Here is a 13,871-nt window from a genome sequence, read left to right on the forward strand (position 1 = left end):
AGCCGATCGCATCGCAAGGCATCTGGTGGCTCGCGCGCGCTTCAGAGCCCGCGTGCGTCCAACCTCTGGATGACGTATTGCGCGAACAGCGCATGCAGCCGGGTCGATGGATGCAGGTCGTCGGCGAACATGAAGTTCTGGTCGGCGTCCGGCTCGGTCAGAGTGGCGGCCGAACACAGCAGGGCGGTGCCGTTTTCAAGGATGAACGTTTCAGGAAACGCCAGGCCCTTCGCTCTCGCGAGCGCCAGGATCTTGTCGGCGCTGCAGGCCACGCCCCGGTTGCCGACCTTGAATCCGTTTTGCCGGTAATTGGCCACCATGTCGCCGCTCCAGCGGAAGGAGTCGATCAACACCAGTTCGGCCGGACGCGGCCGGCTGTTGACCCGGCCCAGCAGAACATCGTTGAACAGTGCCGACATGGCGGACAAATCTGTCGCCAGGTCGTCGGATGCGCTGGCCAACGGTGTCGAGCCGATGTCGGAAACATTGACCAGCACGATCTTCCTCCCGCCGTTTGCCACGACGCGGTCGAGGACATCACCCATGTCGTTGGCGGCCTGGGTCACCAGGCCCGGGACGTTGGCGGGGTGGAGCGCGCCATTATGGGCTGCCAATACCGCGTTGATAATGTCATTGGAGCCGGCGTTCAACAGGATGACCTGGTTGGCATTGAATGTGCCGCGGCTGGATAGGTAATCGTTAATCTGTCTTGCGACCGGCTGCGCCAATACCGATCTGTAATTTTGAACGATATATTCCGAGACGCGTGCGCCGCCTTGCGCATATCCGAGTCCGCCGCCTGCGATGGGTGGAAGTCCGAAACCGCCACGGACCGCAGGTTTGAGCGTGTCGCCGTAGTGCTGTGCGACGATTTCTGTCCACACATGGCCGGGATTGGTGGTGTAGCGGCCGCCGTTGAAAACCAGTGGCCCGGTGGATGGCGACCCATTGACTTCGTATGTTCCGACGTCCGAAAGGCTGTCACCGAAGGAAACGACCTGCTGTGGCGTGGTGAACCCATAGTTGCCTTCGCTGCCACCGCCGCAGCCCGATATGACGATGGCGGCGATTAATGCTGATGTGATCAATGATTTCATCGGCAAACAATATCACCGCCCGAATTCACTCTCCTGTCGCGCGTCAGGTAATAAATATGTTCTTGATTGAGGGTGTATGAATCAAGTTAAATAATGTGTCAGAGAGTGGCACAACGGCGAGGAGCGTCAGCGCATGCGGGCTTCCTGCAGATCCAGCTGCCTGACCGCATCGCGGCAGACTTCATCCGATATCTCGCGGGCACGCGCCAAGCGGAAAAGCTCGTCGCGCGATGCGTTCAGCGCGGCGAAACGAAGGGCTCGCGCAATGGCTTCCTGTTTGTGCCGATGGGCTGCTTCGGTTTCGTTCTCCGCAGGCGGCGCCACGCCACCCTGCAGCGCAAAGCTCTCGATCAGGCGGCCGGCCACATCGCTGTAGATCTGCGGATCCACTGCCGGATTGGCCTCCACCAGCTTGCGCAGCCTGGCTTCGATGGCCATCACGCCGGCCCGGCGCGATGCCTGGCGGGCCAGGTCTTCCTGGGCATGGTGTTCGGTCTCGGGCGGCACCTCCAGGCCGTCGAGCAGGCGCGGCAAACCCACGCTGGCGACCACCAGCGAAAGGATGATCACGGTGGCGGCAAGAAAGATCGCGAGATCCCGCGCCGGGAATGGCGTTCCGTCGGCCAGCACGACCGGCAGCGTGAGCACACCCGCCAGCGTGATGGCGCCCCGAACGCCGGCCAGCGAGACCGCGCCGATCATGCGCAGGCTGGCCTCTGGCGCGCGACGGCCGCGGCGCACCGCGATGTGCGAAACGATCTGCAGCGACACCCAGACCCAGGTGAACCGCAGGGCGGCCAGCACCGCGTTGATCACCAGCGCATAGGCCAGCAGCCACCACGGGTTCTGGTGGCCGGTCTCTTCGACGACCCGCACCGCGCCCAGGAAGATGTCCGGCAACTGCTCGCCCAGCAGCACGAACATGATGCCGTTCAGGGCGAACTGCAACGTGTTCCAGACTGCCGCGCGTTGCACCCTGGTGGCGGCGGCGGCACGGCCTGAAAGTTCGACATAACTCATGGTCACACCGGCGGCAACCGCGGCCAGGATGCCGGACGCACCGACCGCCTCGGCCAGTTCGTAAGCGCCGAAGGGCACCAACAGGCTCAGCAGGATCTGCGACCCGGGTTCCTCGCCGTAGCGCTGGCTGAACCAGTCCCGCGCACCGAACACCAGCCAGGTGAAGGCCGCGCCGATAGTCACGCCCGCCACCGATACCCAGACGAAGGACAGCGCAGCCGACGCCAGCGAAAAACCGCCGGTCACCGCTGCCGCCACCGCGAACCGGAAAGCTACCAGGCCGCTCGCATCGTTGAGCAACGATTCGCCTTCGAGGATGTGCATCACCCGGCCCGGGATGGGCACCCGCGCGGTGATGGCCGAAACCGCCACCGGATCGGTCGGCGACACGATGGCGGCCAGTGCGAAGGCGACCGGCCAGGGCATCGCCGGAATCATCCAGTGGATGAGCGCACCCAGGCCCAGAACCGTGAAGAACACCAGGCCGAAGGCCAGTTCGACGATGGTGGTGCGGTCGCGCAGCAGGCCGTCCTTCGGAATGCGCCAGCCGTCGAGAAACAGCAGCGGCGGCAGGAACAGGATGAAGAACAGCTCGGGGTCGAGTTCCACGCCGCGCCTGAACACGCCCGCGATCAGCGCACCCATCGCAATCTGCACCAGCGGTACCGGTATGGCCACCGGCAGCACCCTCACCGCGAACGCGCTGGCGACCACCGCCAGCAGCATCGCAAAACTGATTCCCAAAGCATCCAAACCCGGCGTCCTCCCCGATCGAAACCGTCAGGCTACACCGCGTCGCGGATGGCAGTTCGAACCGATACGAGTTGTTTACCGTGCCGTTCGACAATGCCGTTTTCGCCTTCTTGTGCGCCACGGCGCATTTCGACATGACAGACGCCCTGACCCCACAGGTCTTCACCCCATCGGAGCGACGCATCACCGTGGCCGCGCTGATGATCGTCTTCCTGCTGTCCGCACTGGACCAGACCATCGTGTCGACCGCCATGCCGCGCATCGTCAGCCAGCTTTCAGGCCTGGACCTCTACGCCTGGGTGACGACCGCCTACCTGCTGGCTTCGACGGTGATGGTGCCCATCTACGGCAAGCTTTCGGACATCTACGGCCGCAAGCCGGTGCTGGTAGCCGGCATCCTGATCTTCATCCTCGGGTCTGGCCTGTGCGGGCTGGCCGGGGAGTTCGGCCCGCTGCCCTTGCTGGGCGGCGGCATGGTGCAGCTGATCGTGTTCCGGGCGGTGCAGGGCCTGGGCGGCGCGGCGCTGATCACCTGTGCCTTTGCGGTCATCGCCGACCTCTATCCGCCCCGCGAACGCGCCAAGCTGGGTGGATTGTTCGGATCGGTGTTCGGCCTGGCGAGTGTCATCGGGCCGCTGATCGGCGGCTTCTTCACCGACATGGGTGACGGCCATCTGCTGGGCTACACCGTGGCCGGCTGGCGCTGGATCTTCTACATCAACCTGCCGCTGGCGGCACTGGCGCTGTTCATGATCCTGGTGAAGACACCAGAGCTGACCCACCGCATCGGAGGGCGCATCGACTTCATCGGCGCGGCGCTGCTGCTGGTCACTTTCATTCCCTTGCTGCTGGCGCTCAGCTGGGGCGGCACAGCCGGCTGGTCATCGAAGCCCGTGCTGGGCCTGTTCGCCCTGGCGGCGGTGGGTTTCGTGCTGCTGCTGATGGTCGAGTCGCGGGTGGACAACCCCATCGTCACGCTGTCGCTGTTCCGCAACCGCACCTTCGCCACGTCGGCACTGTCGTCCTTGCTGATCTTCATGGCCTTCATGGGCCTGGTGGCGTTCCTGCCGCTGCTGATCCAGCTGGGACAGGGCATGCCGGCGACGACCAGCGGCCTGGTGATGCTGCCCCTGACGCTGGGCCTGATCGCCTCGGCGTCGCTCAGCGGCCTGCTGGTCAACCGGATCGGGCGATACAAGGCGGTGATGGTGGGCGGGGCGGCAGTCACGGCGCTGGGTGCATTTCTGCTTTCGCGCCTGCCGGTGGACGCCGGCCTGTGGGGATTGGTGTGGCGGGTGGCTCTGCTCGGGCTGGGGCTGGGGCCGGCGCAGAGTGTGTTCAATCTGGCGATGCAGAACGCGGTGTCGCCCGGCCAGATCGGCGTGGCGACCAGCGCGGGGCAGTTCTTCCGGCAGGTGGGCTCGACCATCGGGGTAGCCGTGTTTGGTGCGGTGCTCACACACAACCTGGCTACGGGCAGCGCACCCCAGCCGCAGGCCGCCGGGGCACCGGCTGCCATCGTCCAGCACCTGTCGCTGGCGGACCTGGAGCGCATGGCGGTGATGTCTCAGGTCAGCGGCCAGCAGGCCGCGCCGGGGGTGGACATCGCCGTACGCCACACCGTCACCGAGGCGGTGAAGGGCGTGATCGCCGTCGGGACGCTGGTTTGCCTGCTGGCGTTTCTGGCGACGCTTTTCGTGCCGGAGTTGCCGCTGCGTTCGGCAGCGGAACGGGCCCGAAAACCCGATTGATCAATGGCCCGTCGCCACCGCCAGCCCCGCAGCGACGCCACCGAACAGGTCACCCTCGACCAGCGCGACGCCCGGGAAGGCATGGCGCAGCACATCCTGGAAAGGCCGCAGCGCAGACGAGCCGCCGGTGAGGTACAGGGCATCCGGCATGACGCCTGCCAGGTGGGCGCATTCCTTGGCGTTGCCTGCCACCTTTTCCAGCAGCGAATGCAGGTCGAGCGCCAGTTCCGGCGGCTCGATGGTGGCGAACAGGCCGGCTTCGGCTGCCGAAAGGTCGATGGCGGCGGCATGGCCGGTGCTCGACGCTGCGATCTTCGCGGCTTCGACCGAGTGTGCCAGCCGATGGCCGTGGCGGCCTTCGACGACCGACATCAGCCGTTCGTGCAGCTGGCGGTCGGTATAGGAGAAACGCAGGTCGCGGGCCGCACGGACGGCAGCCGGCGTCGACTGGCGGTGGATCAGGTGCCAGGTCGACAGTTCGAAGAACGCGGTACTGGGCACTTCGCGGCCGGTCGGGCCATGGTGGCGCAAACCCAGCAGCGGCATGACCCGCGCCAGGTTCAGCGCCCGGTCGTAGTCGGTGCCGCCGATGTGGATGCCCGAAGTGGCCAGGATGTCGCTGCGGCGGTCGACCTTGCCGAAACGGTCCGGGCCGAGGCGCACCACCGTGAAATCGGATGTGCCGCCGCCGATGTCGACCACCATCACGCGGGTTTCCTTGTCGATGCGGCGTTCGTAGTCGAAAGCGGCGGCGATGGGTTCGAGCTCGAAACGCACTTCGTCGTAGCCGGCCGCGCGTGCGCAGGTTTCGAGTGCAGATTGGGCGGCGGCGTCGCGGGTGTCGTCGTCATCGACGAAACGCACCGGCCTGCCCATCACCGCACGACGCGGCCGGGAGCCGAGGGCGCTTTCTGCACGGTTGGTCAGTTCGATCAGAAATCGGGTGACGATGTCTCGGAAAGGCACCGATTCGCCATGGACGGCGGTGCGTTCTTCGATCAGTGAACTGCCCAGCAGGCTTTTCAGCGAACGCATCAGCCGGCCTTCTTCGCCGGTCAGGTAACGCTGCATGGCGGCGCGGCCGAAGAGGGTCAGCCGGTCTTCGTCCTGGAAGAAGAGGGCGGTGGGCAGGGTGGTGTGCTCGCCTTCGATGGGCAGGAGACGGCCCGAACCATCGGGCTGTGCGGCAGCGACGGCGGAATTGGAGGTGCCGAAGTCGATACCGACGGCGGGTGCTTTGGAAGAAGACAAGGGGAGAGGACCGGATACGAAAAAGCGGCCGGCGAGTCTATCAGCCCCTTCCGGGCTCCCATCAATCGCGTTTGCGCCGTTCGCCGGGTTCGATGAAACCGCGGTGGTCGGCCGATTCGGCCAGCGGTGCCAGCCCGGCGTCGAGGGCCACACGGTCGTCGAAGACGAAACAGCGGCCGTCGTAGAAGGCGCCGCCGGTTTCCTCGAAGTATTTGAGGATGCCGCCTTCGAGCTGATAGACGTTTTCCACGCCTTCCTCGGCCATCAGGAGGGCGGCTTTTTCGCAGCGGATGCCGCCCGTGCAGAAGCTGACGACCGTCTTGCCTTCGAGCGCTTCACGGTTCTTGCTCAGCGCATCGGGGAACTGGGTGAAACGTTCGATGCGCCAGTCGATGGCATTCTTGAAGGTGCCGTGATCGACTTCGAAGGCGTTGCGGGTGTCGAGGGTGACCACCGGGCGGCCGGCGTCGTCGTGACCGGCTTCGAGCCAGCGTTTCAGTGTTTTTGCATCCACGGCCGGCGCCCGGCCCGATTGCGGCTGGATGGCCGGGTGGTCCATGCGGATGATTTCCGGCTTGACCTTCACCAGCATCTTCTTGAAGGGTTGGGCGTCGGACCAGCTTTCCTTGACCTCCAGGCCGGCAAAACGCGGGTCTTGCCGCAACCCGTCTAGAAAACCGCGCACATTGTCGGCCGCGCCGGCCAGAAAAAGATTGATGCCTTCGGTGGCGATGAGGATGGTTCCGCGCAACCCGCGTGCCTGGGCGGCCTCGAGCAGGGGCTGGCGGAGATCGTCGGCGTCCGGCAGGGCGACGAAACGGTAGGAAGAGATGTTCAGGATGTTGTCCACCCCCCCGATTCTAGAAACTGCTGCCGACCAATCCGTGGGGTCGGACCGGAGGTTCTTAAAATGGACGCATGTTCGTTCACCTCCGCCTGCACACCGAGTACTCCGTCGTCGACGGCACCAACCGAATCGACGAGGTGGTCAAGGCCGCCGCCCGCGATGGCCAGCCGGCGCTGGCCATCACCGACCTCAGCAATCTGTTCGGCGCCGTCAAGTTCTACAAGGAAGCCCGTGGCAAGGGCATGAAGCCGGTCATCGGTGCCGAAATCTTTCTGGAGGGCATGGGCAGCGACCCGGCCCAGCTGTGCCGTGTCGTCCTGCTGGTGCAGAACTGGCAGGGTTACCTCAGCCTGTCGGAACTGCTGGCCCGCGCCTGGACCCGCAACGTTTCCAAGGTGCAGGCCGTCTGCAAGCTGGAATGGCTGGAAGAGTTGAATGCCGGTTTGATCATGCTCGCCGGCGCCCAGGCAGGGCCGGTGGGCCAGGCGCTGGTGCGTGGCGATGAATCAGCCGCCGCCGATTTCGCACTGCAGCTGGCCGGGATCTATCCACACCGTTTCTACCTGGAAATCCAGCGCGCCGGGCGTGTGGACGACGAGGTCTGCACCATCGCCACGGTGCAGCTGGCTGCCCGGCTCAAGCTGCCGGTGGTGGCCACCCAGCCGGTGCAATTCACCGAAGTCGACGACTACGAGGCACACGAAGCCCGGGTATGTATTTCGGACGGCGAGATATTGGGCAACCAGCGCCGGGTGCGGAAGTTCACCCGCGAGCAGTACTTCAAGACGGCGGCGCAGATGGAGGCGCTGTTCGCCGATGTTCCGAGCGCCATCGCCAACACGGTCGAGATCGCCCGCCGATGCAGCCTGGTGCTGGACCTCGGCAAACCGCAGCTGCCGGACTTTCCGACGCCCGACAGGATGCCGATGCCGGACTATTTCCGGTTGACATCGTTCGAGGGTCTGGAGCACCGGCTGGAGCATCTCTACCCCGATGCGGCCAAACGCGACAAACAACGCCCGCGATATGTCGAGCGCCTCGAGTTCGAGATCAACACCATCCTGAAGATGGGTTTCCCCGGTTACTTCCTGATCGTGGGCGACTTCATCAACTGGGCCAAGAACAACGGCTGTCCGGTGGGCCCGGGCCGGGGGTCCGGTGCCGGCTCGCTGGTGGCTTATGCGCTGAAGATCACGGACCTGGATCCGCTGGAATACAACCTGCTCTTCGAGCGGTTCCTGAACCCCGAGCGGGTTTCGATGCCCGACTTCGATATCGATTTCTGCCAGGGCAACCGCGACCGGGTGATCGACTACGTCAAGGACAAATACGGCAAGAACGCGGTCAGCCAGATCGCCACCTTCGGCACCATGGCCGCCAAGGCCGCCATCCGCGACGTCGGTCGTGTGATGGACATGAGCTACACCTTCGTCGACAGCATTTCCAAGCTGGTGCCGGCAAAACCCGGCATGTCGTACACGCTGGCCTATCCGCCGGAAGTGAAGAAGGACGGCGACAAGAACAACTACGCGCTCGAGCTTGAACCGATGCTCTACGAGCGGGTGCGCAAGGAAGAGGACGTCAAGACCGTCATCGAGATGGCGCAGAAGCTCGAAGGCATGACCCGGAACATCGGCATGCACGCGGGTGGAGTACTGATCGCGCCGGGCAAGCTGACCGATTTCTGCCCGCTCTACCAGCAGCCGGGCAGCGAGTCTGCGGTAAGCCAGTACGACAAGGACGACGTGGAGGCCATCGGCCTGGTGAAGTTCGACTTCCTGGGTCTGGCCACGCTGACCATCCTGGAAATCGCGCGCGAATTCATCATGAAGCGCCACAAGGGCCAGGAGAAGTTTGCCTACGAGAACATTCCCATCGACGACGCGGCTACCTACCGGCTGTTTTCCGATGGCAAGACCGAGGCGGTGTTCCAGTTCGAATCGCGCGGCATGCAGGGCATGTTGCGGGACGCCAAGCCCAGCCGGCTCGAAGACCTGATCGCCCTGAACGCGCTGTACCGTCCGGGGCCGATGGACCTGATCCCCAGCTTCGTGGCCCGCAAGCACGGCCGCGAAACGGTGGAATATCCGCATCCCCTGGTAGCTGAAATGCTGTCGGAAACCTACGGGATCATGGTCTACCAGGAGCAGGTGATGCAGACCGCCCAGATCCTGGGCGGCTATTCGCTGGGCGGCGCCGACTTGCTGCGCCGGGCCATGGGCAAGAAGAAGCTCGAAGAGATGGCCATGCACCGCGAGATCTTCCGCAAGGGAGCCGCGGTCAATGAGATCCCGCAGGAAAAGGCCGACGAGATCTTCGACCTGATGGAGAAGTTCGCAGGCTACGGCTTCAACAAGTCGCATGCGGCCGCGTACTCGCTGCTGGCGTATCACACCGGGTGGCTGAAGGTGCATTTCCGCGCCGAGTTCTACTGCGCCAACATGACGGTGGAAATGGACGACACCGACAAGTTGCGGGTGTTGTTCGAAGACGCGCAGAAGCTGGGCATGACCTTCGAGCCGCCGGACGTCAACCGCGGCCGTTACCGTTTCGAGCCGGTCACCAACACCGTCATCCGCTACGGACTGGGCGCCGTGAAAGGCACCGGCCAGGCGGCCATCGAGGCCATCGTGGCGGCGCGCGAGGCGGGCGGGCCTTTCACCAGCCTGTTCGACTTCTGCAACCGGGTTGACCGGCAGCGGCTGAACAAACGCACGGTCGACGCGCTGATCAAGGCCGGCGCTTTCGACTCCATCCACCAGAACCGGGCCGCGCTGGTGGCGTCGATCGACCGGGCCTTCGAATACGCCGCCGCTCAGGCCGCGAACGTCAATCAGGGTGGCCTGTTCGACATGGCCGACGATGGGCATGGCTCCAGCACACAGGAGCCCGACTTGGTCGAGGCCCGGCCGTGGGGCATCAAGGAACGGCTCACTTTCGAGAAGCCGGCGGTCGGTTTCTACCTGTCGGGCCACCTGTTCGACGAGGTGTCGCGCGAGGTGCGGCAATTCGTCCGGCGCGAGATCGCCGAGCCGGGCGACAGCCGCGATGCGGTGGTGCTGGCCGGAATCATCACGGAGTTGCGGATCATCAATGGCCAGCGCGGCAAGCTCGCACTGATGAAACTCGACGACAAGTCCGGCGTGATCGAGGCGACGGCCGACGAAGGCGTGCTGAACACCTATCGCGCACTGCTGAAGGACGACGAACTGGTCATCATCAACGGCAAGCTGCAGCCCGACCGTTTTACCGGTGGCGTTCGCCTGAAAGTGGAGCAGGTGTGGGACCTGGCCACCGCGCGTTGCCGTTTCGGCAAGTTCCTGCGGGTGGCGGTCAACGGCAAGGCGCCGGACATCCAGCGCATCGTGCGAGACTTTCCACCTGTCAGGGAACAGGCGGAAGAGGGCGAATTGCTGCGTGGACTCGAGGTCCGCCTGTCGCTGAAACGGGAAACCGGCGGAATGGAAGTGGGCGTGGACTTGAGGCTGGACGAACGCTCGCTCTTTTTTCCGACCGATGCAGCCCTGTCCAGCTGGGTGGCTCAGGCAGACCATGGAAAGGCGATGATCGTGTATGAGTGAAACTAAGCCCCTTGAAGTTGCCGAATCGACACCAAAATCCCTGCTTGCTGCAGTGCGCAACTCCCCTCGATAGAATGAAATTCATGGCGACCAAGCCCCCTCAGAAATCACCCGTGGCCCCGGGCGCTTCGCCTGCGCCGTCGCGGGACGACGGCGACTCGGTGGTAATGGAGCGCCGCACACAAAAAGTGCAGCCGCCCCAGATGTACCAGGTGGTCATGCTGAACGACGACTACACCCCCATGGAGTTTGTCGTGATGGTCATCCAGGAGTTTTTCAGCAAGGATCGCGAGCAGGCGACGCAAATCATGCTCAAGATCCATCTCGACGGAAAAGGTGTCTGCGGCGTTTATTCGCGCGACGTGGCCGCCACCAAGGTCGATCAGGTCATGGACGCGGCCAGCAAGTCTGGCCATCCTCTGCAGTGTGTGAGTGAACCGGTTGAATAAACCCGGATCGAACCCCAAGTCCAGTACCAGATCAGTACTTACTGGCCATATTTAACCCGCTCGGCAAAGGAAATTTCATGATTGCCCAGGAACTGGAAGTCAGCTTGCACATGGCCTTCGTGGAGGCCCGGCAGCAACGCCATGAGTTCATCACCGTGGAGCATCTGCTGCTTGCGCTGCTGGACAACCCGAGTGCCGCAGAAGTTCTGCGTGCCTGCTCGGCCAACATCGACGACCTGCGCAAGTCGCTGGCCAATTTCATCAAGGACAACACTCCGCAGGTGGCCGGCACCGACGAGGTGGACACTCAGCCGACGCTGGGCTTCCAGCGCGTCATCCAGCGCGCCATCATGCATGTGCAGTCCACCGGCAACGGCAAGAAGGAGGTCACGGGCGCCAACGTGCTGGTGGCGATTTTCGGCGAGAAGGACTCGCATGCCGTGTATTACCTGCACCAGCAGGGCGTCACCCGTCTGGACGTGGTGAACTTCATCGCCCACGGCATCAAGAAGGGCGAGCCGCCGGAGCCCACCAAGTCCGGCGAACCGCAAGCCGAAAGCGAAGAGGCTCAGGCCGAGAAGAACGAAAAGGCATCTCCGCTGGAACAGTTCACCGTGAACCTCAACCAGCAGGCCAAGGACGGCAAGATCGACCCGCTGATCGGCCGCGAATACGAGGTCGAGCGGGTCATCCAGATCCTGTGCCGCCGCCGCAAGAACAATCCGCTGCTGGTGGGTGAGGCCGGTGTGGGCAAAACCGCGATCGCAGAGGGCCTGGCCTGGCGCATCACCCAGAAGGACGTTCCCGAAATCCTGGCTGATTCGCAGGTGTTTTCGCTCGACATGGGTGCACTGCTGGCCGGTACCAAGTACCGCGGCGACTTCGAGCAGCGTCTGAAAGGCGTGCTCAAGGCACTGAAGGACCGGCCGAACGCCGTGCTGTTCATCGACGAAATCCACACCCTGATCGGCGCCGGAGCGGCATCGGGCGGCACGCTGGATGCGTCAAACCTGCTGAAGCCGGCGCTTTCGTCTGGCCAGCTGAAGTGCATCGGCGCGACCACCTTCCAGGAATATCGCGGCATCTTCGAAAAGGATGCGGCCCTGTCGCGTCGTTTCCAGAAGGTCGATGTGGTCGAGCCCACCGTCGAGCAGACTGTCGAGATCCTCAAGGGACTCAAGTCGCGCTTCGAAGAACACCACAGCGTCAAGTACGCAGCCGCCGCGCTGCAGGCTGCCGCCGAGCTGTCGGCCAAGTACATCAATGACCGTCACCTGCCCGACAAGGCCATCGACGTCATCGACGAAGCCGGTGCTGCGCAGCGCATCCTGCCGCCGAGCAAACGCAAGAAGACCATCACTAAGGCCGAAGTCGAGGAAATCGTGGCGAAGATCGCCCGCATTCCGCCCGCCAATGTCAGCAATGACGATCGCGGCAAGCTCGCCACCATCGAACGCGACCTGAAAAGCGTCGTGTTCGGCCAGGACAAGGCACTCGAAGTGCTGGCCTCCTCGGTCAAGATGGCACGTTCGGGCCTGGGCAAGGGCGACAAGCCAATTGGCGCATTCCTGTTCAGCGGTCCCACCGGCGTCGGCAAGACCGAAGCGGCGAAGCAACTCGCCTACATCATGGGCATCGAGCTGATCCGCTTCGACATGTCCGAGTACATGGAGCGCCATGCCGTCAGCCGGCTGATCGGTGCGCCTCCGGGTTATGTCGGTTTCGACCAGGGCGGCCTGCTGACCGAGGCCGTCACCAAGAAGCCGCATTGCGTGCTGCTGCTCGATGAAATCGAGAAGGCGCATCCGGACATCTTCAACGTGCTGCTTCAGGTGATGGACCACGGCACGCTGACGGACAACAACGGACGCAAGGCCGACTTCCGCAACGTCATCCTGGTGATGACGACCAATGCGGGTGCCGAGACCATGAACAAGGCGACCATCGGTTTCACCAACCCGCGTGTGGCGGGAGATGAAATGGCCGATATCAAGCGCCTGTTCACGCCCGAGTTCCGCAACCGCCTGGATGCCATCGTCAACTTCAAGCCGCTGGACGAAAACGTCATCCTTCGGGTGGTCGACAAGTTCCTGCTGCAGCTGGAGCAGCAACTCGCCGAGAAGAAGGTTGAAGTCACCTTCACCGATGTTCTGCGCAAGCATCTGGCCAAGAAGGGTTTTGATCCGCTGATGGGTGCACGGCCGATGCAGCGCCTGATCCAGGACACGATTCGCCGTGCTCTGGCAGACGAACTGCTGTTCGGTCGGCTTACCGAAGGCGGTCGCCTGACAGTGGACCTGGAAGACCCGGAGGCCGAAAAGCCGGAAGTGAAGCTCGACATTACCCCGTTGCCCAAACGCGAGCGGGGGCAAAAGTCGGAGCCGGCCGAGCCGGAAGAAGCGACTGCGGACTAAGCGACCGTTCGGCGCCAAGGGGCGCGCTCGAAAAGGCCAAGGATACAAATCCTTGGCCTTTTTACTTTGGGGCGCGCGATGAACTTCACATTGCAAAAATGTCAGTCTATTTGTGTGTGCTCACACTTCATATTCGACCTCCTTCCACAAGATGCTGAAATCCATGATTTTCGAGAAATCAAACCCGGCCCTGCTCTTCCGCGCCAGGGCGGTGGATCGGAATACAGAATCGTGACGGGCACCTTTTCCGACTTGAACTACGGCAGCGGCAATGCCGTCGTTCAATACAGGGCCTTCGGTTCAGATGGCGTCTGCTAGGACCCGTCTTTGGTTTTCCACGTCACTGCAGGCTTTGATGTTTCACCCGTTATCGCGACCAAGAATATTGCTGCAGCAACCCCGCAGAACCCGCTGACCGGCGCCGCGAGCGTGGCCGAGGCCACGCTTCGCAGCCTCACCTTGTCGAAAGGTATCTTCACGGGTCGTGTGCCCACCCTCGGAATCACCACCAAGGTCGGGTACCTGCCCAACAAACCGAATCTGCATTTTCTGGCGGGTCATTGTGATGCTGATGGTTTGGGACGCTATATCTCAAGCTTGGAATTGAAGAAGATTTAACGAGACTACGCGCCCGGGGAAGGCCACCCCGGGCGAAGATTCGAACCGCGCCTCCTGTACATTGCGTCGCTTCGCGGTAGCGCAAAACAA

General features: G+C 63.3%; 10 protein-coding genes. 5 read left to right on the forward strand and 5 right to left on the reverse strand.

Annotated features, from left to right (window positions below; translation table 11 throughout):
- Window positions 1-41 precede the first annotated feature (41 nt).
- Window positions 42-1,097, reverse strand: a complete 1,056-nt coding sequence (locus tag AC3ANW_RS08375; RefSeq protein WP_488344722.1) for an SGNH/GDSL hydrolase family protein — start codon at window positions 1,095-1,097, stop codon at window positions 42-44.
- Between the two features lie 126 nt (window positions 1,098-1,223).
- Complete coding sequence (locus AC3ANW_RS08380) at window positions 1,224-2,870, reverse strand: Na+/H+ antiporter (RefSeq protein ID WP_488344723.1); 1,647 nt, start codon at window positions 2,868-2,870, stop codon at window positions 1,224-1,226.
- Between the two features lie 80 nt (window positions 2,871-2,950).
- On the opposite strand from AC3ANW_RS08380, the gene AC3ANW_RS08385 reads away from it, so the two are divergent.
- Entirely contained in the window at window positions 2,951-4,621 is a 1,671-nt protein-coding gene (locus AC3ANW_RS08385; protein WP_488344724.1) for an MDR family MFS transporter, read from the forward strand.
- Here AC3ANW_RS08385 and AC3ANW_RS08390 read toward each other — a convergent pair whose 3' ends face one another.
- Both AC3ANW_RS08390 and AC3ANW_RS08395 read right to left on the reverse strand, forming a co-directional pair.
- Complete coding sequence (locus AC3ANW_RS08390; RefSeq protein WP_488344725.1) at window positions 4,622-5,872, reverse strand: Hsp70 family protein; 1,251 nt, start codon at window positions 5,870-5,872, stop codon at window positions 4,622-4,624. It abuts the gene before it with no gap.
- 61 nt (window positions 5,873-5,933) lie between these two features.
- Window positions 5,934-6,722 carry a sulfurtransferase gene (locus AC3ANW_RS08395; RefSeq protein ID WP_488344726.1) on the reverse strand — a complete coding sequence of 263 codons (789 nt, stop codon included), beginning with the start codon at window positions 6,720-6,722 and terminating at the stop codon, window positions 5,934-5,936.
- A gap of 68 nt (window positions 6,723-6,790) precedes the next feature.
- Here AC3ANW_RS08395 and dnaE point away from each other — a divergent pair, with 68 nt between their 5' ends.
- The 3 genes from dnaE to clpA all read left to right on the forward strand — a co-directional run bounded on the left by dnaE (window position 6,791) and on the right by clpA (window position 13,163).
- Window positions 6,791-10,300 carry a DNA polymerase III subunit alpha gene (dnaE, locus tag AC3ANW_RS08400; protein WP_488344727.1) on the forward strand — a complete coding sequence of 1,170 codons (3,510 nt, stop codon included), beginning with the start codon at window positions 6,791-6,793 and terminating at the stop codon, window positions 10,298-10,300.
- A gap of 74 nt (window positions 10,301-10,374) precedes the next feature.
- Window positions 10,375-10,749, forward strand: a complete 375-nt coding sequence (gene clpS, locus AC3ANW_RS08405) for an ATP-dependent Clp protease adapter ClpS (protein ID WP_488344728.1) — start codon at window positions 10,375-10,377, stop codon at window positions 10,747-10,749.
- 77 nt (window positions 10,750-10,826) lie between these two features.
- Entirely contained in the window at window positions 10,827-13,163 is a 2,337-nt protein-coding gene (gene clpA / locus AC3ANW_RS08410) for an ATP-dependent Clp protease ATP-binding subunit ClpA (protein WP_488344729.1), read from the forward strand.
- A gap of 120 nt (window positions 13,164-13,283) precedes the next feature.
- On the opposite strand, the gene AC3ANW_RS08415 is transcribed toward clpA, so the two are convergent.
- Window positions 13,284-13,448 (reverse strand): hypothetical protein, encoded by a 165-nt coding sequence (locus AC3ANW_RS08415; RefSeq protein WP_488344730.1) that lies wholly within the window; start codon window positions 13,446-13,448, stop codon window positions 13,284-13,286.
- A gap of 42 nt (window positions 13,449-13,490) precedes the next feature.
- On the opposite strand from AC3ANW_RS08415, the gene AC3ANW_RS08420 reads away from it, so the two are divergent.
- Entirely contained in the window at window positions 13,491-13,781 is a 291-nt protein-coding gene (locus AC3ANW_RS08420) for a hypothetical protein (protein ID WP_488344731.1), read from the forward strand.
- Window positions 13,782-13,871 lie beyond the last annotated feature (90 nt).

The sequence above is a fragment of the Xylophilus sp. PBN-3R genome (genome assembly GCF_057747805.1).